The organism is Mesorhizobium mediterraneum, assembly GCF_002284565.1.
Classification (GTDB): domain Bacteria; phylum Pseudomonadota; class Alphaproteobacteria; order Rhizobiales; family Rhizobiaceae; genus Mesorhizobium; species Mesorhizobium mediterraneum.
In genome coordinates this window covers 79,838-103,331 of sequence record NZ_NPKI01000015.1, presented here as the reverse complement: position 1 = coordinate 103,331, position 23,494 = coordinate 79,838, and the positions used below count along the sequence as shown (strand labels likewise).

20 protein-coding genes are annotated in these 23,494 nt (G+C 63.3%); 11 read left to right on the top strand and 9 right to left on the bottom strand.

Annotation, left to right across the window (positions count from 1 at the left end; genetic code table 11):
• The first annotated feature begins 80 nt into the window (after nucleotides 1-80).
• The 8 genes from CIT25_RS09865 (at nucleotide 81) to CIT25_RS09830 (ending at nucleotide 8,862) form a co-directional block, all read left to right on the top strand.
• Nucleotides 81-2,393 carry a putative bifunctional diguanylate cyclase/phosphodiesterase gene (locus tag CIT25_RS09865; protein ID WP_095484369.1) on the top strand — a complete coding sequence of 771 codons (2,313 nt, stop codon included), beginning with the start codon at nucleotides 81-83 and terminating at the stop codon, nucleotides 2,391-2,393.
• A gap of 148 nt (nucleotides 2,394-2,541) precedes the next feature.
• Nucleotides 2,542-3,312, top strand: coding sequence for an N-acyl amino acid synthase FeeM domain-containing protein (locus CIT25_RS09860; protein ID WP_095484368.1), 771 nt, complete (start codon nucleotides 2,542-2,544; stop codon nucleotides 3,310-3,312).
• Between the two features lie 127 nt (nucleotides 3,313-3,439).
• Nucleotides 3,440-3,589 carry a DUF3096 domain-containing protein gene (locus tag CIT25_RS09855; protein ID WP_065006071.1) on the top strand — a complete coding sequence of 50 codons (150 nt, stop codon included), beginning with the start codon at nucleotides 3,440-3,442 and terminating at the stop codon, nucleotides 3,587-3,589.
• 193 nt (nucleotides 3,590-3,782) lie between these two features.
• The gene (locus tag CIT25_RS09850) at nucleotides 3,783-4,007 is read left to right on the top strand and encodes an aa3-type cytochrome c oxidase subunit IV (protein ID WP_095484367.1); all 225 of its coding nucleotides are present in this window, start codon (nucleotides 3,783-3,785) and stop codon (nucleotides 4,005-4,007) included.
• Nucleotides 4,008-4,107: 100 nt separating this feature from the next.
• Nucleotides 4,108-5,361, top strand: a complete 1,254-nt coding sequence (locus tag CIT25_RS09845) for a Re/Si-specific NAD(P)(+) transhydrogenase subunit alpha (protein ID WP_095484366.1) — start codon at nucleotides 4,108-4,110, stop codon at nucleotides 5,359-5,361.
• Complete coding sequence (locus tag CIT25_RS09840; RefSeq protein ID WP_077375054.1) at nucleotides 5,361-5,786, top strand: proton-translocating transhydrogenase family protein; 426 nt, start codon at nucleotides 5,361-5,363, stop codon at nucleotides 5,784-5,786. The genes CIT25_RS09845 and CIT25_RS09840 overlap by 1 nt, the downstream gene beginning before the upstream one ends.
• Nucleotides 5,787-5,792: 6 nt before the next feature.
• Nucleotides 5,793-7,190, top strand: coding sequence for an NAD(P)(+) transhydrogenase (Re/Si-specific) subunit beta (locus CIT25_RS09835; protein ID WP_095484365.1), 1,398 nt, complete (start codon nucleotides 5,793-5,795; stop codon nucleotides 7,188-7,190).
• Nucleotides 7,191-7,359: 169 nt separating this feature from the next.
• The gene (locus tag CIT25_RS09830) at nucleotides 7,360-8,862 is read left to right on the top strand and encodes a hypothetical protein (protein ID WP_095484364.1); all 1,503 of its coding nucleotides are present in this window, start codon (nucleotides 7,360-7,362) and stop codon (nucleotides 8,860-8,862) included.
• Between the two features lie 110 nt (nucleotides 8,863-8,972).
• Here the strand turns inward: CIT25_RS09830 and CIT25_RS09825 are convergent, their stop codons facing one another.
• Nucleotides 8,973-9,890 (bottom strand): hypothetical protein, encoded by a 918-nt coding sequence (locus CIT25_RS09825; protein ID WP_095484363.1) that lies wholly within the window; start codon nucleotides 9,888-9,890, stop codon nucleotides 8,973-8,975.
• 255 nt (nucleotides 9,891-10,145) lie between these two features.
• Nucleotides 10,146-12,617 carry a DNA topoisomerase (ATP-hydrolyzing) subunit B gene (gene gyrB / locus CIT25_RS09820; protein ID WP_095484362.1) on the bottom strand — a complete coding sequence of 824 codons (2,472 nt, stop codon included), beginning with the start codon at nucleotides 12,615-12,617 and terminating at the stop codon, nucleotides 10,146-10,148.
• A 345-nt stretch (nucleotides 12,618-12,962) separates the two neighbouring features.
• Between gyrB and CIT25_RS09815 the strand changes: the two genes are divergently transcribed.
• On the top strand, nucleotides 12,963-14,336 hold the full coding sequence (locus CIT25_RS09815; RefSeq protein WP_095484361.1) for a cytochrome P450: 1,374 nt from the start codon (nucleotides 12,963-12,965) through the stop codon (nucleotides 14,334-14,336).
• Between the two features lie 18 nt (nucleotides 14,337-14,354).
• Here CIT25_RS09815 and CIT25_RS09810 read toward each other — a convergent pair whose 3' ends face one another.
• The 7 genes from CIT25_RS09810 to CIT25_RS09780 form a co-directional block, all read right to left on the bottom strand.
• Complete coding sequence (locus CIT25_RS09810; protein WP_095484360.1) at nucleotides 14,355-15,329, bottom strand: complex I NDUFA9 subunit family protein; 975 nt, start codon at nucleotides 15,327-15,329, stop codon at nucleotides 14,355-14,357.
• A 134-nt stretch (nucleotides 15,330-15,463) separates the two neighbouring features.
• Nucleotides 15,464-15,916, bottom strand: a complete 453-nt coding sequence (locus CIT25_RS09805; RefSeq protein ID WP_095484359.1) for a DoxX family protein — start codon at nucleotides 15,914-15,916, stop codon at nucleotides 15,464-15,466.
• Nucleotides 15,917-16,256: 340 nt separating this feature from the next.
• Nucleotides 16,257-17,258 carry an Ldh family oxidoreductase gene (locus CIT25_RS09800; protein ID WP_095484357.1) on the bottom strand — a complete coding sequence of 334 codons (1,002 nt, stop codon included), beginning with the start codon at nucleotides 17,256-17,258 and terminating at the stop codon, nucleotides 16,257-16,259.
• 94 nt (nucleotides 17,259-17,352) lie between these two features.
• Nucleotides 17,353-18,162 (bottom strand): ABC transporter permease, encoded by an 810-nt coding sequence (locus CIT25_RS09795; protein WP_095484356.1) that lies wholly within the window; start codon nucleotides 18,160-18,162, stop codon nucleotides 17,353-17,355.
• The gene (locus CIT25_RS09790; protein WP_095484354.1) at nucleotides 18,162-18,827 is read right to left on the bottom strand and encodes an ABC transporter permease; all 666 of its coding nucleotides are present in this window, start codon (nucleotides 18,825-18,827) and stop codon (nucleotides 18,162-18,164) included. Before CIT25_RS09790 ends, CIT25_RS09795 begins: the two co-directional genes overlap by 1 nt.
• 212 nt (nucleotides 18,828-19,039) lie before the next feature.
• Entirely contained in the window at nucleotides 19,040-19,834 is a 795-nt protein-coding gene (locus tag CIT25_RS09785) for a transporter substrate-binding domain-containing protein (RefSeq protein ID WP_095484352.1), read from the bottom strand.
• A gap of 50 nt (nucleotides 19,835-19,884) precedes the next feature.
• The gene (locus tag CIT25_RS09780; protein ID WP_095485048.1) at nucleotides 19,885-20,697 is read right to left on the bottom strand and encodes an ABC transporter ATP-binding protein; all 813 of its coding nucleotides are present in this window, start codon (nucleotides 20,695-20,697) and stop codon (nucleotides 19,885-19,887) included.
• Nucleotides 20,698-20,916: 219 nt separating this feature from the next.
• Here CIT25_RS09780 and CIT25_RS09775 point away from each other — a divergent pair, with 219 nt between their 5' ends.
• Nucleotides 20,917-21,765, top strand: a complete 849-nt coding sequence (locus tag CIT25_RS09775; protein ID WP_164759275.1) for a dimethylarginine dimethylaminohydrolase family protein — start codon at nucleotides 20,917-20,919, stop codon at nucleotides 21,763-21,765.
• A complete protein-coding gene (locus CIT25_RS09770; protein WP_095484349.1) occupies nucleotides 21,762-23,342 on the top strand; it encodes a 5-guanidino-2-oxopentanoate decarboxylase in 1,581 nt (526 codons plus the stop codon). Before CIT25_RS09775 ends, CIT25_RS09770 begins: the two co-directional genes overlap by 4 nt.
• Nucleotides 23,343-23,494 lie beyond the last annotated feature (152 nt).

Sequence of the window (23,494 nt, the reverse complement as noted above, 5' to 3'; positions counted from 1 at the left end):
GCGGGGCCCGAAACGGCCTCTCTAAACCTTTCTTAAGGCGAATGTGACACAGCTTGGCTCCCCAAGGTTGGGATTCAAGCGTGAATCTAAGAAGAAAGAACGAGATCCCGGTCGACGTCTACATTCCGTTCGTGGAAACTCTGTTTCGCGACGGTTTCACGCTGTCGATTGGTCTCGTCGCGCAGACGCTCCTCGTCATTCTGGTCTACTGGAAGACCATGGACGTGACATATCTTCTGGTCGCCGCTGGGCTGATCATCGTAGGCACGCTGCGCCTTCGCAATATCAAAAAGTATTTGCGGCGTCCTTCCCCGACGACTTGGGAGGAAGCGCGCGCCCGCGAAAACGACTATATCATTTATGGTTCGATGCACGGCTTCATGCTTGGTGCTTTCTGTTTCGTCGGCATCTATCTGGCACACGACAGCTATGCCGAAATAGCCGCTGTCTGCGTTACGCTGGCATCGGTCACGTCGATCGCCGGCCGCAACTATGGCTCGCCGCGGATGGTCATGATCTTCATCATGACCACCACATGGCCGATATCACTGGGTTTCATCCTGCGTGGCGATGTCTACCATGTCATACTTGGTCTGATGTCGGCTCCCTTCCTGTTCGCTATCAAACGGTTTGCCGATATCGTCCGCGAAGTCCTGTTTACCGCTCTGTCCGAGGAGAAGAAGGCGAATCGCATCGCCCAACGCTTCAATCGGGCGTTGAACACCATGTCGCATGGCCTTGTCATGCTCGGCCCCGACGGCCGAGTGGCGGTGGCCAATGCCGAAGCCGCGCATCTGATGTCGCTCAAGTCCCCCGACGCGCTGCTCGGGCGGTCGATCCACGGTCTGCTGATGCGCGGCGTTGCCGGCGGCATGCTGGCGCCGAAAGACTGCCGCTACATCGAAGCCCAGCTTACGCGCGCCCTGCGCGAAGGGCGCGACCGCAAGGTTCTCGTCTCGCTCGCGAACGGTCAGCATTACGAGTTCTCGGCGCGCGAGGGTAGCCAGGAACTGGGCGTCATCACCTTCGAGGACGTGACGGCCCGCGTTGAGGCGGAAGACAAGATCCGCTTCATGGCGCGTTACGACAGCCTCACCGGCCTGCCCAATCGCGCTTATTTCCACGAGCTGATCGGAGAGGCGATGGCGTCCGGCGACCTTGAGCGCCTTTGCGGGCTCGCCGTGCTTGATCTCGACGACTTCAAAAACGTCAACGACACCCTTGGTCACCCGGTCGGCGACGGATTGATCTACGCCGTCGCGGAGCGGCTGGCGGCGGTCGCCGGCCCAGGCATCACCATCAGCCGTTTCGGCGGCGACGAGTTCATGATCTTCTTCGACCGTGTCGAGGACGAAAGTCATCTGATCGGCCAACTCGACGGGATTTTCGTCGACTTGCAGGGCGAGGTCGACGTAGCCGGCCATGGACTGCGCATCCAGGCCAGCGGTGGCGCCGTGCTGTCGCGGGTCAAGGATACCGATGTCGACGCCATGATCGTCAAGGCGGATCTCGCGCTCTACAAGGCCAAGGAACTCGGCAAGAACACTTGGCGATTGTTCGAAGCGTCGATGGACGCCGCTTTCCGCAACCGCCAGCTGATGAAGGCGGATCTGCGCACCGCAGTGGAAAGCAAGGGGTTGCGGGTGGTCTACCAGCCGATCGTGGCGATGAGCACGATGCGCATCGTCAGTTGCGAGGCGCTGTGCCGTTGGGACCACCCCGAGCTCGGACCGATTTCGCCCAGCATCTTCATTCCGCTGGCGGAAGAAATGGGCATCATTTCCGAGATCAGCACCTTCGTCCTGCATGCCGCGTGCACTGAATGCGCCAAATGGCCCGCGCAGACCAGTGTCTCGGTCAATCTCTCGGCCAAGGACTTCCGCAACCGCGACGTTATCCAGAAGGTTCGCGATGCGATCGCCAGTTCCGGTCTCGCCGCCGGCCGCCTGGAGATCGAAGTCACCGAGACGGCATTGCTCGACGACAAGTCGCTGACGCGTCAGTACATCGAGGAATTGAAACGGCTTGGCGTGCGCATCGCGCTCGACGATTTCGGCACCGGCTATTCGAGCCTGAGCTATCTCCACAAACTGCCGCTCGACAAGATCAAGATCGACCGTTCGTTCCTTATAGACGTCACCCAGAACAGCCGTTCGCTCGAATTGCTCAAGGGCATCGTCAATCTGTCACGGCCGCTGGGGCTTTCGGTGACCGTCGAGGGCGTCGAAACCTTCGAACAGCTCAAGATACTCTCGTTGCAGGTCAAGCCGGACCTGGTCCAGGGATTCCTGTTCGGCTCAGCGCTCAGCGCATCCGGCATCGAGACCATGTCGAGCACGGTCTGGCCCTTTGCTAAGGACATCAAGACGGGCAGGAAGGCGACACGCCGCTAATTCCTGACGAAAAATCTCGTACTTTAGTATAATTTTACCTATTATTAAGGTTAATGACTGGTAAATGACCCCTATCCAGTTTTCATCTTTACATCGTACGACCCCGCCGTAGTGTTGCTCGCGGGGGCAGTTTGCGGGGTTTGAGTTCATGGTTGTTGAGTTGACTTCGCCTCGCCAGGCGGCGGGCGCTGAACATGAGAATATGTCTACTTTCGCGCGTCACGTTTATGCGCTCCTCGACCGGACGGAATACCGCCGCTGTGAAACCGGCGAGGATTTCGAAAGTATCTACAGGTTGCGCTACAACGCCTATCGGATGAACGCGCTGGTACCCGAGAATGCTTCCCGCGAGGTCCATGACGAGTTCGACGAGCTGCCGAACTGCCATACGTTCGGCATCTACATAGACGGGCGGCTGGTCAGTACGATGCGCCTGCACGATGTGTCCGCCGACAACCCAGCGTCGCCGGCTCTAAGCGTCTACAAGGACCTGTTGACGCCGCGTCTGGCGGCTGGCGAGCTCTTTATCGACCCAAGCCGTTTTGCCGTAGACGCCGAGTGGTCGCGGGTTTATCCGCAGATCCCTTACGTCACGCTGCGCTTGGCCGGCATGGCGTGCTTCCACTTCCACGCGCCTTATTGCATATCCATGATCCGCGAAGATCATGCCGCCTTTTACAAACGTATCTATCGGGCACGGCCGATCGGCGACGCGCGTCCTTATGCTGGCGTAATCAACTGTTTTGCGCTGCTCTATCAAGCCGATGTCCTGGCGATCAAGAACGAGACCTACGCCCGGTTCCCATTTTTCCGGTCGACGCCGATGGAACAGCGCCTGATGTTCGGCAAGCCGCCGGCCGGAGAACTCGCGCCGCTGACCATCCTGCCGACAGCCAAATACTATCGCGAAGCCGCCTGACATCTGGCAAATTTAGAGCGCGGCTGGAGCTTTCCGGCCGCTTCGGCGTTCTGGGAGGCGCGCGGGTGGCGCGTGGACGACGTCAATCTGCATCGCTCCGGCGGCAATTCTATCGAAAGGAACCGACATGACCATTTCCACGCTCGCACTCACTCCACTGATCTCGCTGATTGCCGGCGTGCTGATCCTGGTGATGCCGCGGCTCCTCAACTACATCGTCGCGCTCTATCTGATCGTCGTCGGCCTGCTCGGGTTGTTTCCACAGCTCGCCGGCTGAAAATGGCGGCTGGCGCGGCGAGCGTTAGCCGGCAAGCAAGCGCAAGGCGGCTGCAACGGTCGCCTCCGGAACATCCTTGGCGGCTTCAACTTTCCTTTGAGGCTGTTGTCTCCGGCGATGCGGCAATAGCGCCATTGCCCTCGGCCCGGCTTTTCGCTATGTGCCTCAAAGATGTCTTCGAAGGGGTATTCCTATGGCTGATCACACGCCGACCGGTCCTGTCGAACTGGGCGCGAAGATGGACTATGCCGAGCACGACCGCACCTATGCCGGCTTTGTCATGCTCGCCAAATACGGATCGCTCTTTTGCGCCGCCGTGCTCTTGGCAATGGCTTTCGGCTTCTTTGCGGGCGGCTTCTTCTCCGGGTTTATCCTGTTCGTTCTGATCCTCGCCGTCGGCGCCTTCATTCTCCGGTAAATTCTTCAAAACCCCTTGCCCTTCAAACCCTTGCCCGCGACTTCGCCGGACGTCCGGCCGGCGTCCTGCGCAGACAGGTTCCAGCCGAAAGGATCATGCGGTGGGACAGACGGTTTTCATCCCTCGTGAGCTCGATGCGAACGAGCCGCGCGTTGCCGCCTCGCCGGATACGGTGAAGCGGCTGGCGGGGCTGGGGTTCGACGTGATCGTCGAAAGCGGCGCCGGCACGGCATCGCGCATTCCCGACGAGGAGTTCGCCAAGGCGGGCGCCGTGATCGGTAAGGCCGGCGATATCGCCAAGGCCGATGTGGTGCTGAAGGTGCGCCGGCCCAGCGAAGCGGAGCTGAAGGCCTATCGCCGGGGCACAGCGGTCATCGCCATCATGGATCCCTACGGCAACGATGCTGCCGTCGATGCTCTGGCAAGGGCCGGCGTCACCGCCTTCTCGATGGAGTTCATGCCGCGCATCACCCGCGCCCAGTCCATGGATGTCCTGTCCAGCCAGGCGAACCTCGCCGGCTATCAGGCAGTGATCGACGCGGCTGCCGAATATGACCGGGCGCTGCCGATGATGATGACGGCGGCTGGCACAGTGCCGGCGGCGAAAGCCTTCATCATGGGCGTCGGCGTCGCCGGCCTGCAGGCCATTGCGACGGCAAGACGGCTTGGCGCCGTCGTCACCGCCACCGACGTGCGCCCCGCCGCCAAGGAACAGGTCGCCTCGCTGGGAGCAAAGTTCCTGGCGGTCGAGGATGAGGAGTTCAGGGCGGCCGAGACGGCGGGCGGCTACGCCAAGGAAATGTCCAGGGAATACCAGGCCAAGCAAGCGGCGCTGACCGCCGAGCACATCGCCAAGCAGGACATCGTCATCACCACGGCGCTGATTCCCGGCCGTCCGGCGCCGAAGCTCGTTTCGGCCGCGATGGTCGCCTCGATGAAGCCGGGCTCGGTGATCATCGACCTCGCGGTCGAGCGCGGCGGCAATGTCGAAGGCGCCGTGCCCGGGCAGGTGGTGACCACGGCCAACGGGGTAAAGATCGTCGGCCATCTCAACGTGCCGGGCCGCGTCGCGGCATCCGCCTCGCTGCTCTATGCCAGGAACCTCTTTGCGTTCATAGAGACGCTTGTCGACAAGACCACGAAGGCGCTTGCCATCAACCGCGACGACGATCTGGTCAAGGCGACGATGCTGACCGATGGCGGCCAGGTCGTGCATCCGGCCTTCGCCGGCAAGCCGGCGGTGATGATCGCCTCGGCCGAGCCTGCGAAGCCCGCTGCTGCAAAGAAACCGGCCGCTACAAAGAAACCTGCCGCACCCAAGTCGCCCGCTAATAAGCCGAAAGGGATCGCGTGATGGACCAGACCTTGCAGAAAGCCCTCGACCAGCTCGACCAGGCGACCGCCGCCGTCCGGCTTGCGGTGCAGGATCTGGCCACCGCTCCAGGCGGCACCGATGCGGCAGCCGACGCTGCGCACGCGCTGTCCGGCGGGGCGATCGATCCGTTCGTCTTCCGTTTCGCCATTTTCGTCCTGGCGATCTTCGTTGGCTATTACGTCGTCTGGTCGGTGACGCCGGCGCTGCACACGCCGCTGATGGCAGTGACCAACGCCATCTCCTCGGTCATCGTCGTCGGCGCGCTGCTTGCCGTCGGCATCTCGGCGTCCGGCATCGCCACCGGCTTCGGTTTCGTCGCGCTGATGCTGGTCTCGGTCAACATCTTCGGCGGCTTTCTCGTCACCCAGCGCATGCTGGCGATGTACAAGAAGAAGGACAAGTAGAGCGCCATGAACGCCAACTTCGCCTCCTTCCTCTATCTGGTCTCCGGCATCCTGTTCATCCTGGCATTGCGCGGCCTGTCGCACCCGACCACCAGCCGTCAGGGCAACATGTACGGCATGATCGGCATGGGCATCGCCATTGCCACCACGTTGGCGCTGGCGACCCCTTCGGCGGGCGGCTTCGGCCTCATCGTGCTCGGTCTTTTGATCGGCGGCTCGGTCGGCGCGGTCACCGCCCGACGCATCGCCATGACCTCGATGCCGCAGCTGGTCGCCGCCTTCCATTCGCTGGTCGGCCTTGCCGCCGTCATGGTGGCGGCTGCCGCCATCTATGCGCCGGAAAGTTTTGGCATCGGCACGGTCGCCGACATCCACGCCCAGGCGCTGATCGAGATGAGCCTTGGTGTCGCCATCGGCGCCATCACCTTCACCGGCTCGGTCATTGCCTTCCTCAAGCTCGACGGCCGCATGTCGGGCAAGCCGATCATGATCGGCGGCCGCCACTTCATCAACGCCGCTCTCGGCATCGCGCTGATCGTGCTGATCGTGCTGCTGGTCACCAGCGAGTCCAAGCTGGTGTTCTGGCTGATCGTCGCGGCATCGCTTGTCCTTGGCGTCCTGCTCATCATCCCGATCGGCGGCGCCGACATGCCGGTGGTCGTCTCGATGCTGAATTCCTATTCGGGCTGGGCGGCGGCAGCACTCGGCTTCACGCTCGGCAATCTGGCGCTGATCATCACCGGCGCGCTGGTCGGCTCGTCCGGTGCGATCCTGTCCTACATCATGTGCAAGGGCATGAACCGGTCGTTCATCTCGGTCATCCTCGGCGGCTTCGGCGGCGAGACTTCCGCCGCTGCCGACGACGGCATCGAGCGCACGGTCAAGCAGGGTTCGGCCGACGATGCCGCCTATCTGATGATGAACGCGCAGAAGGTCATCATCGTGCCGGGCTACGGCATGGCGGTCGCCCAGGCGCAGCATGCGCTGCGCGAGATGGCCGACAAGCTCAAGGCAGCCGGTGTCGACGTCAAATACGCCATTCATCCGGTCGCCGGCCGCATGCCCGGCCACATGAACGTGCTGCTGGCCGAAGCCAACGTGCCTTACGACGAGGTGTTCGAGCTGGAGGACATCAACTCCGAATTCGCGCAGGCCGATGTCGCCTATGTCATCGGCGCCAACGACGTCACCAACCCGTCCGCCCGCGACGACAAGTCGTCGCCGATCTACGGCATGCCGATCCTCGATGTCGACAAGGCCCGCACCTGCCTGTTCGTCAAGCGCTCGCTCGGCTCCGGCTATGCCGGCATCGACAACACGCTGTTCTACAAGGACGGCACCATGATGCTGCTCGGCGACGCCAAGAAGATGACCGAAGAGATCGTCAAGGCCATGGATCACTGATCCGGCTTCGCGGCCCCGACACACCGCCAGTTGCTCGGATTAAGCCCGGCTCCCCGCCGGGTTTTTTCTTGACCCTGAGCATCCGGCCTGGAGCGTCTTTGCTTCCATGCCGGTTTCAGAGCTACGATGGGCGAATTCTGTTCCGGGATTTGCACCAACGGAGGCACTGGTGTCCGACCGTCATCCTGCTGCGTCGCCGGTCACGGCCAATACGCCGGCCCCGGGTAAAGCGCCCCGCAAGCTCAGCCAGGCTGTGGTCATCGTGCATGGCATGGGCGAACAGCGGCCCATGAGCACGCTGAGGGAATTTGTTCAGGCTGTCTGGAGTCACGATCCCGCTCGCGTGCCGTTTTATGCCCGTGTCTCCGATCCAGGCCGGCCCGCCGGCGAGAAGATCAACCGGAGCTGGATCACGCCCGACAGCCGGACGAACTCACACGAGCTTCGCCGGATCACCACCCCTTACGATGTCGATGGCCGCCGCACCGATTTCTACGAGCTTTACTGGGCCGACATCACGCAAGGCACGACACGAGGCCGGCTTGCAGCCTGGGTGACGAGCCTGCTCTGGCGCAAGCCTGCCGACATTCCGCGCGACGCCCGCGGGCTCTATGTCGTCACGCTTCTGGCCGTCATAACGGTCCTGTGCGCGGCGCTCGTGCTCGCGACATCGGCCTCGCAAGGGTATATTTCCTGGACTACGGGCACGCTCGTCACGATCCTGGCCTCGTTCGTCATCTGGTTGGTGGACCGCTTTGGCCTACCTTATTTCGGCGATGTGGCCGCGTATGTGCGTGCTGAAGCGGCAACGGTCGAGAAGCGCGCGCTTGTCCGAGACCGTGGCCTGACGCTGCTGAGGCGTCTCATGATGGACGATGCCTACGACCGGATCGTGCTGGTCTCGCACAGCCTGGGATCAATCATCGCCTATGATCTGCTGCAGATATTGTGGGCCGATTTCAGGCCCCGAAAGCTGGAAGCCGTCCGCGACAAAGCAAGACTGAAAGCGATCCGCGCCGTCGACACGACCGCGCTCAACGCCGATGTTTCTGCTTGGCCCGACAGCTTGGATGATTTTTCCGGATTCCGGCGCGCCCAATGGGAGCTCTATCGGCAGCTTCGCGTCAGGGACGCCGATCATCCATTGCCGTGGAAGATCAGCGATTTCGTCACGCTCGGCAGCCCGCTGACCCACAGCGAGTTTTTGGTGACCTATAATCTCGCCGAATTCAGGCGAGGCATCGCTGAGCGGCTGTTCTCGGCATGCCCGCCGATCGCCGAGACGGCGGCCGGTGGAACCGTCCTTTACCAGGAAGGGCGCAGCCGTTCGGGCAAGCCACAGCGGGCGGTGCATCATGGCGCAGTGTTTGCCGCGACACGTTGGACCAACATCTTCGACAGGGGCAATGGCTGGCTGACGGGCGACCCGGTCTCCGGGCCGATGGCAGAAAATTTCGGCCCCGGCGTGGAGAACATTCAGGTCAAGTTGCGCAGTTCGCGTGGTCGCATCTTCACCCACACGCTCTACTGGTCACTGAAGGCTACCGGTATCGAGATCGCCCCAGCCGCCGGCACGCCGCGTTCGCATATTGACGTGCTGCGCGACGCAGTCGACCTCGGCCGCAAATTCGAGCCAAGTCAGGCAGTGCCGACGATCGCTGCTGGAAAATAGGAGCCCGCTCGTCTCGGCGAATCAGCGCGCGCAATCCATGGCGATCGCCATTAAAACAACAGGCCCATGCCGGCTCACAGTCCGGCATGGAGGGCACCGTCAAGCACCGATCAACGGTTGGTCAGGAAGACCGCCTCCTCGTCGTCGCGTTGCCTGCCGCCAAGGGCGGCCGCCGCGCTCGCGATGAAGGCGCCGACGACCAGGGACAGCGCGCCAACCAGCGCAAAACTGGCACCGGCCTTCCTGGCGGTATCGGCGGCCTGCTGGGCCTGGACCTTTGTTTCCTGTGCCCTGGCAATCACCGCATCCACACGGGCCTTGGCATCCGGTTCCGACAGCCCCGTGCGGGCAGCCACCAACTGCGACAGATAGGTCTTGTCGTCTGCCGAAACTTCGCCTGCAGCTGCGCTCGCGATCAAAATGCGTGAAGCCTGCGCCGTGGCCGCCGCATCGCTCTCCGGATTGGCGGCAGCAAGCCTGGCCGCATCGGCCGGGCGGAACAACGTATCGACGAAGTACGACGTTGCGTTGTCGGTCGAGCCGCTTCCGACGTTCGCACTAGCACCTGCCGAAGCGCCCATTGCCGCGCCAGACGCGACAGTCGAAGCGGCCTGGACACCAGTTCCGATAGCCGCGGAGAGCGCCGAACCGAGCACCGCGGCAACGAGCAAGGTCGCAAGCGCCCAAGCGAGGAAGCCGTGAGCGGTATCGCGGAAAAAGACTTCATCGGTGTGGACGCCGACCCATTTGGTGCGCAGCCGCCCGGCAAGATAGCCGCCGAGAGCCGACGACAGCCACTGCACGATGATCAGCCACGCCGCGGTGGAGGCCGCGAAAGTTGTGACCGAGGTGCTCAAGCCGGACCACGGCGAAACCATGGTCAGCCCGAGCCCGGAGCCGAGCAGCATCAGGATCAAGGTCAGCGTCGAGGCAGCGAACGCGCCGGCAATGATCGGCCCCCAGCTGACAGCGGTGGAGGAGGATTCCGTCGGCGTGGAAACGTCGACAGCCGTTAGGGTTGACTGCATGTCAGCCCCCTACCGTGCGAAAAGCATGATGAGAATAATGATCGGAATCGGGACTCCGAGAAGCCAGAGCAAAATGCCACGTCCCATGAGTGCCTCCTGCGGCTATTGTGATCGTTGATCGATTACAATGCCTTGGAAGCCGTTCCGTTCCGGCCGGCCCTCAGTGATCTTTGTTGGGGGCGGTAGACATGTTTGGTAAGCTTAAGCCTACCAATTATGTCTCAAACATCCGAAATTGAGCACCCGGCTTGGGCTTCAGATATCCAGATTAGCGACCGACAGCGCGTTTTCCTGGATGAACTCGCGCCTGGGTTCGACCTCGTCCCCCATCAGTCGCGAAAACAGCGAGTCGGCGTCCGTCGCGTCATTGACCTTGACCTGCAGCAGCGAGCGCACATTCGGGTCGAGCGTGGTTTCCCAGAGCTGCTCGGCGTTCATCTCGCCGAGGCCCTTGTAGCGCTGCATGGTCAGGCCCTTGCGTCCGGTGGCAAACACGGCGTTGAGCAGTGCCAGCGGTCCCGAGATGGTTTCGGCCACATCCTTGCGGCGCAGCACCGGCGGCTCGCCATAGACCTCTGCCAGGCGCGGCGCATAGCGGTCGAGCTGGCGGGCATCGGCCGAATTGATCAGCGCGAGATCGAGATGCGCGAACTCCTTGACGCTGCGCACCGTGCGCTCGAACACATAGCCGCCGATGCCTTCGTTCGAGGTCGACATGCGGCCGGTCCAGCCGCGTTCGGTGTCCTCGGCGATGATGTCGAGACGCCGGGCGACACGCTCGGCCATGGCGTTGGCCCGGCCGAGATCGGCGAAAACCTCCGGGTTGAGCCCGCCCGCGATCGCCGCCTGCTCGACCACGCCTCTGTTATAGCGTGTGTGCAGCCCATTGATGAGCTGGCGCACCGCCAGCGCATCGTCGATGGCGCTGCGCAGGTCCTGTCCGGCCCGCACCTCGCCGGTGCTGAGCGCAAGCGACGCCTCTTCCAGCCCCGAGCCGATCAGGAATTCCTCGAAGGCGCTTTCATCCTTGATGTATTGCGAGCTCTTTCCGCGCGTCACCTTGTAGAGCGGCGGCTGCGCGATATAGAGATGGCCGCGCTCGATCAGCTCCGGCATCTGCCGGAAGAAGAACGTCAGCAGCAAGGTGCGGATGTGGGCGCCGTCGACGTCGGCGTCGGTCATCAGGATGATCTTGTGGTAACGCAGCTTGTCGGCGTTGAATTCGTCCTTGCCGATCGAGGTGCCGAGCGCGGTGATCAGCGTGCCGATCATGTCGGAGCCGAGCATGCGGTCGAAGCGGGCCCGCTCGACATTGAGGATCTTGCCGCGCAGCGGAAGAATGGCCTGATTCTGGCGGGAACGGCCGCCCTTGGCCGAGCCGCCGGCGCTGTCGCCCTCGACGATGAAGATTTCGGACTTCGCCGGGTCGCGTTCCTGGCAGTCGGCCAGCTTGCCGGGCAGCGAGGTGACGCCGAGCGAGCTCTTGCGGGTGATGTCGCGCGCCTTGCGCGCGGCTTCGCGCGCCGCTGCCGCCTGGATGACCTTGTCGATGACGACCTTGCCCTCGGCAGGATGCTCTTCGAGCCAGGTGCCGAGCGCCTCGTTGACGAGCCCTTCCACCACCGGGCGGACTTCGGACGAGACCAGCTTGTCCTTGGTCTGCGAGGAGAATTTCGGGTCGGGAACCTTGACCGACAGCACCGCCGTCAGCCCTTCGCGGCAATCGTCGCCGATCAGCGCTACCTTCTCCTTCTTAGTGAGGCCCGAGGAGTCGCCGTAGCCGGTTATCTGGCGCGTCAGCGCGCCGCGGAAACCGGCAAGATGCGTGCCGCCGTCGCGCTGCGGAATGTTGTTGGTGAAGGCCAGCACGTTCTCGTGGTAGCTGTCGTTCCACCACATGGCGACTTCGACGGTGATGCCGTCGCGCTCGGCCTTGATCGCAATCGGCTTGTCGATCAGCGGTTTCTTCACGCGGTCGAGATATTTGACGAACTCCTCCAGTCCGCCATCATAGTGCAGCTCATGGCGCACGACGTCGGCATGGCGGGCATCGGTCAGAACGATGCGCACGCCGGAATTCAGGAAGGCGAGTTCGCGCAGCCGATGCTCCAGCGTGCCGAAGTCGAATTCGACCATGGTAAAGGTTTCGGACGACGGGAAAAAGGTGATCTCGCTGCCGCTGCGCCCCTCATAGGTGCCGGCAACCTTGCGCTGCTCGTAGCTGCCGGTGACCCTCAGTGGCGCGTCGGCATTGCCGTGTGTGAAGCTCATCTCGTAAATCTGGCCATTGCGGCGGATCTTCAGCTTCAGCCAGGCCGACAGCGCGTTGACCACCGAGACGCCGACGCCGTGCAGGCCGCCGGACACTTTGTAGGAGTTCTGGTCGAACTTGCCGCCGGCATGCAGCTGGGTCATGATCACTTCCGCCGCCGAAATGCCTTCGCCGGTGTGAATATCGGTCGGAATGCCGCGGCCATTGTCGATGACCGTCACCGAACCGTCGGGGTTGAGCGTCACCGTGACGAGATCGGCATGGCCGGCCAGCGCCTCGTCGATGGCGTTGTCGACCACCTCGTAGACCATGTGATGCAGGCCCGAGCCATCGTCGGTATCGCCGATATACATGCCCGGCCGCTTGCGGACGGCGTCCAAGCCCTTCAAAACCTTGATGGAATCGGCGCCGTACTCGGCCTCAGCGCCGCTGGCGTTGTCGATCTGATCGCTCATGAAAACCTGTCTGATTGATGCCGCATATCCAGCGCTAAAAATCGGCTCCGAATCGCGCGTCCTTGATGCCCTAGATATAGGCGCAAAAGGCGGTTTTTCCAAGGTTTGCAAGCATTTCCGAATGGAGGAAGAGCACGCCTGGCCGGTTGGGGCATCGGACCCGAGAAGTCGAGCCGGTGTTGGGGACAGAGCGGCGGCAACAGGAGCAGGCCGGCCTGTTCCGGCAAGCAGGCACTTGGCGGTGCTCCGGTCACATCCGGGAGCGGGATGCTTCGCCTTTGCCGTTCGGCCACATGGACGGTTGCCTTGCCAGCCCCTACATTGAGTTCACCAGCGGAGCACGCCATGGACAGTCAGCCCGCCCCCTTCGTCCCGCCGGCGCCGAAACCGCGCACGTCGCCGCCTTCGACGCTGGAGATGATCCGTATCGTCTATCGCAACCCGCTCGAACTGTGGGGCGAGCCGACCTATAACCAACCCTGGATATCGGTGACCGGCATCGGGGGGCCGCTGGTCATCGCCAACGACCCCGGCCTGATCCGCCACGTGCTGGTCGACAACGCCAAAAACTACAAGATGGCGACGGTGCGCCAGATGATCCTGCGGCCGATCCTGCGCGACGGCCTGCTGACCGCCGAAGGTGAGGTATGGAGGCGTTCACGCAAGGCGATGGCGCCGGTGTTCACGCCGCGCCACATCTTCGGTTTTGCCGGGCCGATGCTGAGGCGCACGCGGGAGTTCGTCACGCGCTACGAGGGCCGCGGCACGTCGGACATCGCCCATGACATGACGCTGCTTACCTTTGACATCCTGGCCGAGACGCTGTTTTCCGGCGAGATATCAGGCGAACCGGGCAGCTTCGCCAAGGAGATCGACCGGCTGTTCGAGACGATGGGCCGGGTTGATCCGCTCGACCTGTTGCGGGCACCCGAATGGCTGCCGCGCCTGACCCGCATCCGCGGCCGCAAGACCATGGCCTATTTCCGCAAGATCGTCACCGACACCGTCAAGATGCGCGAAGAGCGGGTCAAGCGCGATCCGGACAAGGTGCCGCAGGATTTTCTCACGCTTTTGCTCAAGGCGGAGGGTCCGGACGGGCTGACGCGCGCCGAGGTCGAGGACAACATCATCACCTTCATCGGCGCCGGCCACGAAACCACGGCGCGAGCACTTGGCTGGACGCTCTATTGCCTGGCCGAAGCGCCTTGGGAGCGCGAGAAGATCGAGCGCGAGATCGATGCCGTGCTGGCGCGCGAGCCCGACCCGACAAAATGGCTCGACGCCATGCCGTTCACCCGCGCCGCGTTCGACGAAGCGCTCAGGCTCTATCCGCCGGCGCCGTCGATCAATCGCGAGCCGATCGAGCCCGAAACCTGGAACGGCCTCTATATACCGCGCCGCGCCGCGGTGCTGGTCATGCCCTGGGTCGTCCACCGCCATCGCAAGCTGTGGGACAGACCCGACGCCTTCATGCCCGAACGCTTTCATCCGGGAAATCGCGAGAAGATCGACCGCTTCCAGTATTTGCCGTTCGGTGCCGGCCCTCGCGTTTGTATCGGCGCCAGCTTTGCCATGCAGGAGGCGATCATCGCGCTGGCCATCATGCTGTCGCGGTTTCGCTTCGACACCACCGCCGAGACCAAGCCATGGCCGGTGCAGAAACTGACGACGCAACCGCAGGGCGGCCTGCCGATGCAGGTCACACGGCGCGTTTCGTGAGCGTCTGATTGGCTGGTGTTATGCCGCCGTCTTGCGCTGGAACTGGCCGGCGGCGCGGTAGCGCCAGAGATAGCTCGGCAGGATGCTGCCGATCGACTGCGGCTGGATGCCGAGGCCGGCGAGCGTCCTGTCTTCCCTGGTGGCCGCGGCCGACACGATGTTGTGCTCGCGCAGCTGCAGGACCTGATCCTTGGTCAGCAGCGGATTGGGCAAAAGCCCGAGGATCGATGCCTGCATGTTCGCCACCCACCACGGCACCGATACCAGAAGCCGTTTGCGGTCGATCATGGCAAGCATTTCCTGCATGCATTCCTTGAAGGTCAGCACCTGCGGTCCGCCAAGCTCATAGACCCGGCCGCCCTGGACCTTGCCATCGACCGAGCGCGCCACCGCTTCAGCGACATCGCCGACATAGACCGGCTGGAATTTGGTCTGCCCGCCGCCGATCAGCGGCAGCACCGGCGAATAACGCGCCATGTTGGCGAAGCGGTTGAAGAAGCTGTCCTCCGGCCCGAAATTGATCGACGGCCGCAAGATGACGGCATCGCCGATGGTTTCCAGAACAGCTTTCTCACCGAGCGCCTTGGTGCGCGCATAGTCCGATTGCGCGTTCAGATCGGCGCCCAGCGCCGAGATATGGGTGAGGCCGGCGCCGACGGCGCGCGCCGCTTCGGCGACCGCGCGGGCGCCGAATTCGTGGACGGACGTGAATTTCTGCCGGCCGCCCTCATGCAGGATCGCCACCAGGTTGACGACATGGTCGGCACCCTGCACGGCGCGGTCGACCGACCAGCGCACACGAACATTGGCCTGCACCGGCTGGATCTGGCCGACATTGCCGAGCGGCTGCAGATGGCCGGCGAGATCGGGCCGGCGGCAGGCGACCCTGATGCGATAACCGCGTCTGGCCAGCGCCCGCACCACGTGGCGGCCGACAAAGCCGGAGCCGCCAAACACGACGACGAGCTTTGGGGTCTGCAGGATTTCGGTCATTGCGGGCTCCGGCGCAGTTTCCAGATTTACTGGGGCCCAGATCTACTGGGGCTTGGCTGAAGCCGTTTCATAATCGGTTTCGCATCAAAGGCAAAGGGCGATCAATTGTCGCCGATGCCTCTGCTTCGGCTGGTTCAGAACGCTCTGCCGATGCGCGCGTCGATCGATTGGCGGTTGCCGCCGCGAATGACGAAGAAGAACAGGATTGCCGCCCACAGCAGCGATTTTTCGGCGCCCGAATAGCCTTGCCCCATAGTGACCCAATGGAACCACACCGTGACCAGAAGCACGAACATTCCGGCGAAGGCGGCCGGGCGGGTCAACAGGCCGATAGCGATGAGGATGCCGCCGAAGAACTCGGTGCAGGCGAGCAGCAGAGACCAAAATGCGCCGGGATAGAAGCCGAGGCCTTCGACCATCTCGGCGGCGCCGAACGGATCGGTGATCTTGTGCGAGCCATGGATGGTGAGGAAGATGCCGGCCACGGCACGCAGGATGGTTTCGGAGGCGGTGTTCAGCGCCGCATAGAGGCTGCCAAGCGCTGGGAAGAAAAGGCATCTGCTGGAATTGTCGGTGCTTGCGGACATTGGGGTTCCTCTTTTGCTGCTCGGCGCAAACACCCGACCACCTCGGTTAAAGTCAAATGAACAAAAGTTGACCAAAACGGGCATGTTAACCGATCAGATCCGAGAGAACGCAGAAAACCCCGCCGAAGCGGGGTTTTCCGGGTGACTTCCATGGTCGGCGTCAAGGTCCGACGAGGCGGCCTGACCTGAGACGGTATCAGGACGACGTGAGACGCCCGCCTCAGCCTTGGACACTCGGGACCGGATGTCACCGCCCGGGCAAACCCCACCCCGGACAGGCATTGGTCGCGGCACAGCGCAAAAAGGTTCAACGACGGCGAAAAAAACGCAGACAAACTTTCTACGAAGAATACCGGGCGGCGAATTCGGAGATGCGTTGGACCACGGCCTTGGGCGCCGTTATGCCCCGTGCCGCCGCCTTCTCCGCCGCTTCGGCTCGGGCGCGGCCGGGCACATGCACGCCGTAGCGGCGGCGCAACCGGTCGAGTTGGTCCTCCATGCGCTTCTCGAAATCCGGATCGAGCAGCTTGGGCTCGACGGCCAGCACGAAGAGGCCGGTTCCCGGGCTGTCCGGTCCGTCGGTGAACCATGGTGCATCGAGCGACCAGTTGGCGCCCGATAGCCCCGCCGCCAGCACTTCGACCATCAGCGCGATGTTGGCGCCGCGCTGGCCACCGAAGGCAAGCATCGCGCCTTTCATGGCGGCAGCGGGATCGGTGGTCGGGTTGCCGCTGACGTCCAAGGCCCAGCCTTCGGGAATTTTCTTGCCATCCTCGGCCGCCTTGCGGATGTTGACGAAAGCCGTGGCGCTCGACGATTGGTCGATGACCAGTGGCGCTCCGTCGGCGGCGGGCGCGGCGAAGGACATCGGGTTGGTGCAGTAGACCGGCTTGACCGAGCCCGAGCCGGCAAGCACGGCCGGTCCGTTGGTCGCGGCGAAGGACACCAGCCCCTGCGCGGCCAGCCGCCCGGTGAAATAGCCGAGTGCGCCGCATGTATAGGCGTTCTTCTGCGAAAAGATGGCGACGCCGAACAGGCGCGCCGCCTTGGCGAGACCGTCGATCGTGCGGTCGAAGCCGGTATGCGCCAGACCGCCACGCGCGTCGGAGAGATAGATCGCCAAAGCCGGCCTGGTGATGACCGGCTCGGCCTTGCCGTCGATGCGGCCGGCCTCCAGCGCTTCGAGATAGTCGATGAAATGCGACAGCCCGACCGTCGACAGACCTTCCGCTTCGGCCGCCACGATGGAGGCTGCGAGCGACTGCGCCGCTTCTTCATTGGCGCCGGCGCCGAGCGCCGCCATCCGGCACAGCCCTGTCGCCTGGTCGAGACTGAGTTGCATTGTGAGTGCCTCTAGTGAGTAGTGAGTAGGGATTTAGTGAGTAGTGTGAGCGACTGCCTACGCACTACTCACTACCGACTACTCACTAAAAACCCTAGCCGATCTTGTTCGGGATCCGCGCCTCGATCTTGCCGAGGGCGAAGACCAGGATGCCGGTGATCGCCATATAGATCAACGCCAGGAGCAGCAAGGGTTCATAGGTGAGGAAGGTGCCCTGCCTCACCTTGGACGAGACGGCGAATATGTCGATCACGCTGATGGTCGCCACCAGCGGCGTCGATTTCAACTGCAGCACGGTTTCGCCGGTCAGCGTCGGCAGCGCCCGGTAAAAGGCTTGCGGCAGCCAGATCCGCCGGAGGATCTTCCAGCGGCTCATGCCGAACGCGCGGGCGGCCTCGAGCTGGCCCTTCGGCACCCCGGCAAAGGCGCCTCGCATCACCTCGCCCTCATAACCGGCGAAGGACAAGGTCAGCGCCAGGACGCCGTAGGGCCACGCTTGCCTGAGATACGGCCACATCCAGGATTCGCGAATCCATGGATACTGTGGAAACAGCGAGCCGAGCCCATAGTAGAGGAGCCAGAGCTGCAGCAGCAGCGGCGTTCCCCTGATGACGGTGCAGAAAGTCTTTGCGGGCGCCGCGAGCCAGAAGGGGCCGGCCGCCTGCGCCAGCCCGAGCGGCACTGCGAGCGTGAAGCCCAGTATGCAGGTGACGGCCAGGATCCAGAGCGTGCGCCAGATCCCGACAAGCGCCATTTCATAATATTGCGGCAGCCAGTCCCAGCGCATGAAGAAGGCGGCGGCCAGAACCAGAGCCAGCCCGATCAGGACCAGCACGATGCGGTGCGGCTGCAGCCACAGCGACGCGCGGGCGCCTACGTTGACGATGGTCGCTTCGACAGCCATCAACGCGCCTCCTTGACGGAAGGCATGCCGCGCCGAGCCCGGGCCTCGATGCGGCCGATGATCAGATTGGAGACCAGCGTCAACAGAAGATAGATCATGCCTGCGGCGAGGAAGAATGTGAGATAGGCTTTGGTTACGCCCGCCGCTTGCCGCGTGGCCAATGTCAGTTCGAAGAAGCCGACGACTGCGAGCAGGGCGGTGTCCTTGGTGGCGATCAGCCAGAGATTGGCAAGGCCTGGTATGGCGAAGGGCAGCATCGCCGGCAGCGTGATGCGTCGCAGCAGGAGGCCGGGAGACATGCCAAAGGCTCTTGCGGCCTCGATCTGGCCTTGTGGGATGGCAAGGATCGCGCCGCGCATCACCTCGGTCGAATAGGCGCCCTGGACGAAGCCGAGCACGGCAATGCCGGCCACCAGCCCGCTGATGTCGATGCGCTGATACCCCATCGCCGTCAGCAGCTGGTTGATCAAATCGGTGCCTGCATAATAGAGCAGCAGGATCAGCACCAGCTCCGGCACGGCGCGGACGATCGTCGTGTAGACCGCCAGCAGATCGCGCACCACGGGTCCGCCGTAGAGCTTGCCATACGCACCGCAAATGCCGATCACGAGGCCGAGGCCGAACGCACCGGCAGCGATCTCGACGGAGTGGAGAAGTCCGACCAGAAGTGTTCCGCCCCAGCCAGGCGGCGTCGGCGAAAGAAGTTCGATGATGCGGGCCGCAGAGGCCGGAAGAAATGCGTCGATCAGCGTCGCCCCCGAATTGCTGGCGCCAAAACCGCTGGCGATACCGTCAGCGGAAAGCTTGCATGGGTGGATTTCGACGAAGCCACGCGGCGCGCTGTCCGCGCCGCGTGGTTATTCGCTCAGGGATGCCGTCAGTTCGACTGTGTGTCGGCGCCGTAAATGTCGAAATCGAAGTATTTCTTCGAAATCTCGTCATATTTGCCGTTGGCGCGGATCGCCTTGATGCCGGCGTTGATCTTCTCCTTCAGCTCGGTGTCTTCCTTGCGGACGCCAGCGCCGACACCGGGCCCGAGGATTGCCAGATCCGGCGCGACCGTGCCCTTCATATCGCAGCATTGCTTGCCCTGATCCGATTTCAGGAAGGCATCGAGCGCGATAGAATCGGCCTGCACCGCATCAACGCGACCGGCGGCAAGATCCTGATTGGCCTCGTCCTGGGTCTGATATTCCTTGATTTCCGCGGCTTCGGTGAAGTGCTTCTTGACGTAGTCGGCATGCACGGTCGAAACCTGGACGCCGATGATCTTGCCCTTGAGATCTTCCGGGGAAGCGCCGAACTTCTGGTCCTTCGGACCGATGATGGCCGTCGGCGTATTGTAATATTTGTCGGAGAAGTCGATCGTCTTCTTGCGCTCGTCGGTGATCGACATGGAGCTGGCGATAACGTCGATCTTCTTGGTCGTCAGCGCCGGGATGATGCCGTCCCAGGCGACAGGCGTGATAACGCAGTCGAGCTTCTGCTCGGCGCAGACCGCGTCGATGAATTCGATCTCCCAGCCGACCCATTTGCCCGAGGCATCCGGCGAGGTGAACGGCGGATAAGGTTCGGCGGCGACACCGATCTTGACCGGATCGGCCTTGGCCACGCCCATCGCGGCAACGCCGAGCAACAGCGCTGCGGCAAATGTCTTCAGAACGGTCTTCATTTCAGTAACTCCCAGTTTGTTGTTGTTCCCGTTTGTCCATCCGCCTCGGCTTAACCGATGTTGCGGATGAATTGCTTCAGCCTTTCGGATTTCGGAGCGCCGAAGATCTGCTCCGGCGGTCCCTCTTCCTCGACCAACCCGTTATAGAGATAGACGACATGCGTCGCGACCTCGCGGGCAAACTTCATCTCATGGGTGACCAGCACCATGGTGCGGCCCTCGCGCGCCAGATCGCCGATCACCTTCAGCACCTCGCCGATCAGTTCCGGGTCGAGCGCCGAGGTCGGCTCGTCGAACAGCATGACGCGCGGATTGATGGCCAGCGCCCGGGCGATGGCCGCGCGCTGCTGCTGACCACCCGACAGATAGGCCGGATAGACGTCACGCTTCTCGGCCAGGCCGACGCGGGCGAGCAGCTTTTCGGCCTCGGCGATAGCCACGTCGCGCTTGACGCCAAGAACATGCACCGGAACCTCGATGACGTTCTCGATCAGCGTCATGTGGCTCCACAGATTGAAATTCTGGAAAACCATGCCGAGCTTGGAGCGGATGCGCTCGATCTGCTTGCGGTCGGCGGGAACGGTGTGGCCGTGGCTGTCGGCCTTCATCCGGATCTCCTCGCCATTGACGCGGACGATGCCGCTGGTCGGGTTCTCCAGGCAATTGATGCAGCGCAGCAGCGTCGACTTGCCCGAACCGCTGCCGCCGATGATGGCGATGACCTCGCCGTCGCGCGCCGACAGCGAAACGCCCTTCAGCACATGCAGTTCGCCGAATTTCTTGTGCAGGTTCTCGACATGGATGGCTTCAGCGGCGCTGTTCTGCGCCGTGTGCTTCAGGGCGGGGGCCGTGCCTTGCGCTATCACCTTTTCGGTGCCTCACGAAGCGGCTGGACCCGTCGCTGCTGGAATCTTTTACTCATTACCCATCACTGGACAGACTTCTCATTCTCAAGATGGACCGTTCCGCTTGCCTCCGTCAACCATGCTTTTTGGACCATTGATCACGGCTCGCTGAGTAGCTATTGGCTGGATGGGATGTTTCAGGAGTACTTGGTGGGTAAAGCATACGGGTCGCAGTCCATGGCCGGGCCCCTGCAGCGCGTGCTGATGCGGTCCGCCGCAAGCGCCATGCACCGCGCCGAAGCATCGGAATGGCACTATGGCCCCGGCTTCGATCCGCAAAAGGCGGCTGCCCAGCATGAGGCGCTGACGACGCTGGTTTCGGCATCTGGCGCCGAGATCGAATGGCTGACCGACGCCGACGACGGGCTTGCCGATTCCGTCTTCACCCACGATCCGTCGCTGATGACCGACCACGGCGCCATCATCCTTGCCATGGGCAAGGCGCTGCGCCGGGCCGAGCCCGGCCTGCACGAGGCGGCCTACAGGCGCATGGGCGTGCCTGTCCTTGGTCGCATCGAGCATCCCGGACAGGTCGAGGGCGGCGACTGCGTCTGGCTGGATGCAAGGACTCTGGCCGTCGGCCGCGGCGTGCGCACCAACCAGGAGGGCATCCAGCAACTCGCTAACCTGCTCTCACCCAAAGGTATCCAGGTCTACGGTTACGACCTGCCGCTCTGGCACGGCGAGGAGGCATGCCTGCATCTGATGTCGGTGATCAGTCCGCTCGCCGACGATCTGGCGCTGGTCTATGCACCGCTTTTGCCGGCTGCCTTCTACCAGATGCTGCGGGCGCGCGGCATTCGCCTGGTCGAGGGCGACGCGCAGGAGTTCTTCGCCTCCAACGGCCTCAGCCTCAATGTGCTGCCGACCGCGCCGCGCGACGTGATCGCCGTCGCCGGCTTCCCGAAAACGGCAGCGGCCATGGCGGCCGCCGGCTGCAGGGTTTCGACCTTCGAGGCGGACGCGCTGTGCATCGCCTGCGAGGGCGGCCCGACTTGCCTCACACGTCCGGTGCTCAGACAATGACGACAGTCGGCGAAGCGCTCATCACTTTGCTCGAGGCCCATGATGTAGACACCGTCTTCGGCATTCCGGGTGTGCATACGGTCGAACTCTATCGCGGGCTGGCGCGCTCGAAGATCCGCCACGTCACGCCGCGCCACGAACAGGGCGCCGGCTTCATGGCCGACGGCTATGCGCGCGCCAGCGGCAGGCCGGGCGTCGCCTTCGTCATCACCGGGCCGGGGCTGACCAACACCATCACCGCCATGGGCCAGGCCCGCGCCGATTCGGTTCCGATGCTGGTGATCTCAGGCGTCAACGCCACGACGACGCTGGGCAAGGGCCTCGGCCATCTGCACGAGCTGCCCGACCAGCGCGGCATGATGGAGAAGGTCGCGCTGTTCTCACACCGTGTCACCGAGGCTGGCGAACTGCCCGGCGTGCTCGCCCGCGCCTTCGCCCTGTTTTCATCCTCGCGTCCCGGTCCGGTCCATATTGAGATCCCAACCGATATTATGGTCAAGCCGGCCGACGGCATCGCGGCTTTGCTGACGAATGTAGCGCCGCCCGAACCGGATGCGGCGGCGATAGCAGAGGCGGCAAGACTTTGCGCGGCTGCCCGCCGACCGCTGATCCTTGCCGGCGGCGGCGCCAGGAGAGCCGAAGCGCCGTTGCAGCGCCTCGCCGAAAGGCTGGGAGCACCAGTGGTTCAGACCGCCAATGCCCGCGGCCTGCTGCACCGCCATTCGCTTGCCGTGCCGGCCAGCCCCAGCCTGAAGGCGGTGCGCGCGCTGATTGCCGACGCCGACCTGGTCATCGCCGCCGGCACCGAGTTCGGCCCGACCGACTATGACGGATATGGCGATGGCGGCTTTGTCCTGCCTACCAATCTCATCCGCATCGACATCGGCGCCGACCAGCTTGCCCGCCGACCAGCTACGATTTCGATCCAGGCCGATTGTGGCGTAGCCCTCGAGGCGCTGCTTTCAGAAATTGGTAGGGACCAGGCGCCATCGGGCGACGGTCAGGCTCGCGCCGCTGCGACCAGGCAAGCCGCGTTCGCCGAAATCAGCCCGGGTCTCCAAGCGCAAACCCGCGCCGTCGAGGTGATCCGTGATGCATTGCCGGGCTCGATCATCGTCGGCGATTCGACCCAGCCGGTCTATGCCGCCAACCTCTATTACGACCACGACCGCCCGGGCGGCTGGTTCAACGCCGCCACCGGCTTCGGCGCGCTGGGCTATGGTCCGGCGGCCGCGATCGGTGCGGCCCTTGCCGTGCCCGATGCGCCGGTCGTTTGTCTCACCGGCGACGGTGGGTTTCAGTTCACGCTGCCGGAACTGGGAGCCGCGCTCGATGCTGCGGCGCCGGTGATCTTCGTCGTCTGGAACAATCGCGGCTATCGCGAAATCGAAACCTCGATGCTCGATGTCGGCGTCGAGCCGGTCGGCGTATCGCCGGCGCCGCCTGATTTCTGCAAGCTGGCCGAAGCCTATGGCATTGCCGCCGAGCGACTCGCCGGCATCGGTCATCTGGCAGACGCACTTAAGCGCGCGCGGGCGACCGGACTGCCGTATGTCATCGAGATCACTGTCGATTGAGTGCTGTGGCAGCGTCTGCTTGGAGATACGATCTTCGATGGATAGCCGACGGCTTGACGCGCACAAGCGACGCTGTGTCATCGAGATTTCGGTTGAGTGATCGCGCGAAAGGCGCGACCCTTCGGCGGCGGCGCGGCATGTGAATGACTGGA

Coding starts and splice junctions, on each gene's coding strand:
- CIT25_RS09835 (WP_095484365.1), top strand. CDS start 5,793: ATGAACGCCAACTTCGCCTCCTTCCTCTATCTGGTCTCCGGCATCCTG.
- CIT25_RS09770 (WP_095484349.1), top strand. CDS start 21,762: ATGACGACAGTCGGCGAAGCGCTCATCACTTTGCTCGAGGCCCATGAT.
- CIT25_RS09785 (WP_095484352.1), bottom strand. CDS start 19,834: ATGAAGACCGTTCTGAAGACATTTGCCGCAGCGCTGTTGCTCGGCGTT.
- CIT25_RS09810 (WP_095484360.1), bottom strand. CDS start 15,329: ATGACCGAAATCCTGCAGACCCCAAAGCTCGTCGTCGTGTTTGGCGGC.
- CIT25_RS09855 (WP_065006071.1), top strand. CDS start 3,440: ATGACCATTTCCACGCTCGCACTCACTCCACTGATCTCGCTGATTGCC.
- CIT25_RS09850 (WP_095484367.1), top strand. CDS start 3,783: ATGGCTGATCACACGCCGACCGGTCCTGTCGAACTGGGCGCGAAGATG.
- CIT25_RS09800 (WP_095484357.1), bottom strand. CDS start 17,258: ATGCAACTCAGTCTCGACCAGGCGACAGGGCTGTGCCGGATGGCGGCG.
- gyrB (WP_095484362.1), bottom strand. CDS start 12,617: ATGAGCGATCAGATCGACAACGCCAGCGGCGCTGAGGCCGAGTACGGC.
- CIT25_RS09825 (WP_095484363.1), bottom strand. CDS start 9,890: ATGCAGTCAACCCTAACGGCTGTCGACGTTTCCACGCCGACGGAATCC.
- CIT25_RS09795 (WP_095484356.1), bottom strand. CDS start 18,162: ATGGCTGTCGAAGCGACCATCGTCAACGTAGGCGCCCGCGCGTCGCTG.
- CIT25_RS09805 (WP_095484359.1), bottom strand. CDS start 15,916: ATGTCCGCAAGCACCGACAATTCCAGCAGATGCCTTTTCTTCCCAGCG.
- CIT25_RS09775 (WP_164759275.1), top strand. CDS start 20,917: ATGGCCGGGCCCCTGCAGCGCGTGCTGATGCGGTCCGCCGCAAGCGCC.
- CIT25_RS09815 (WP_095484361.1), top strand. CDS start 12,963: ATGGACAGTCAGCCCGCCCCCTTCGTCCCGCCGGCGCCGAAACCGCGC.
- CIT25_RS09840 (WP_077375054.1), top strand. CDS start 5,361: ATGGACCAGACCTTGCAGAAAGCCCTCGACCAGCTCGACCAGGCGACC.
- CIT25_RS09860 (WP_095484368.1), top strand. CDS start 2,542: ATGGTTGTTGAGTTGACTTCGCCTCGCCAGGCGGCGGGCGCTGAACAT.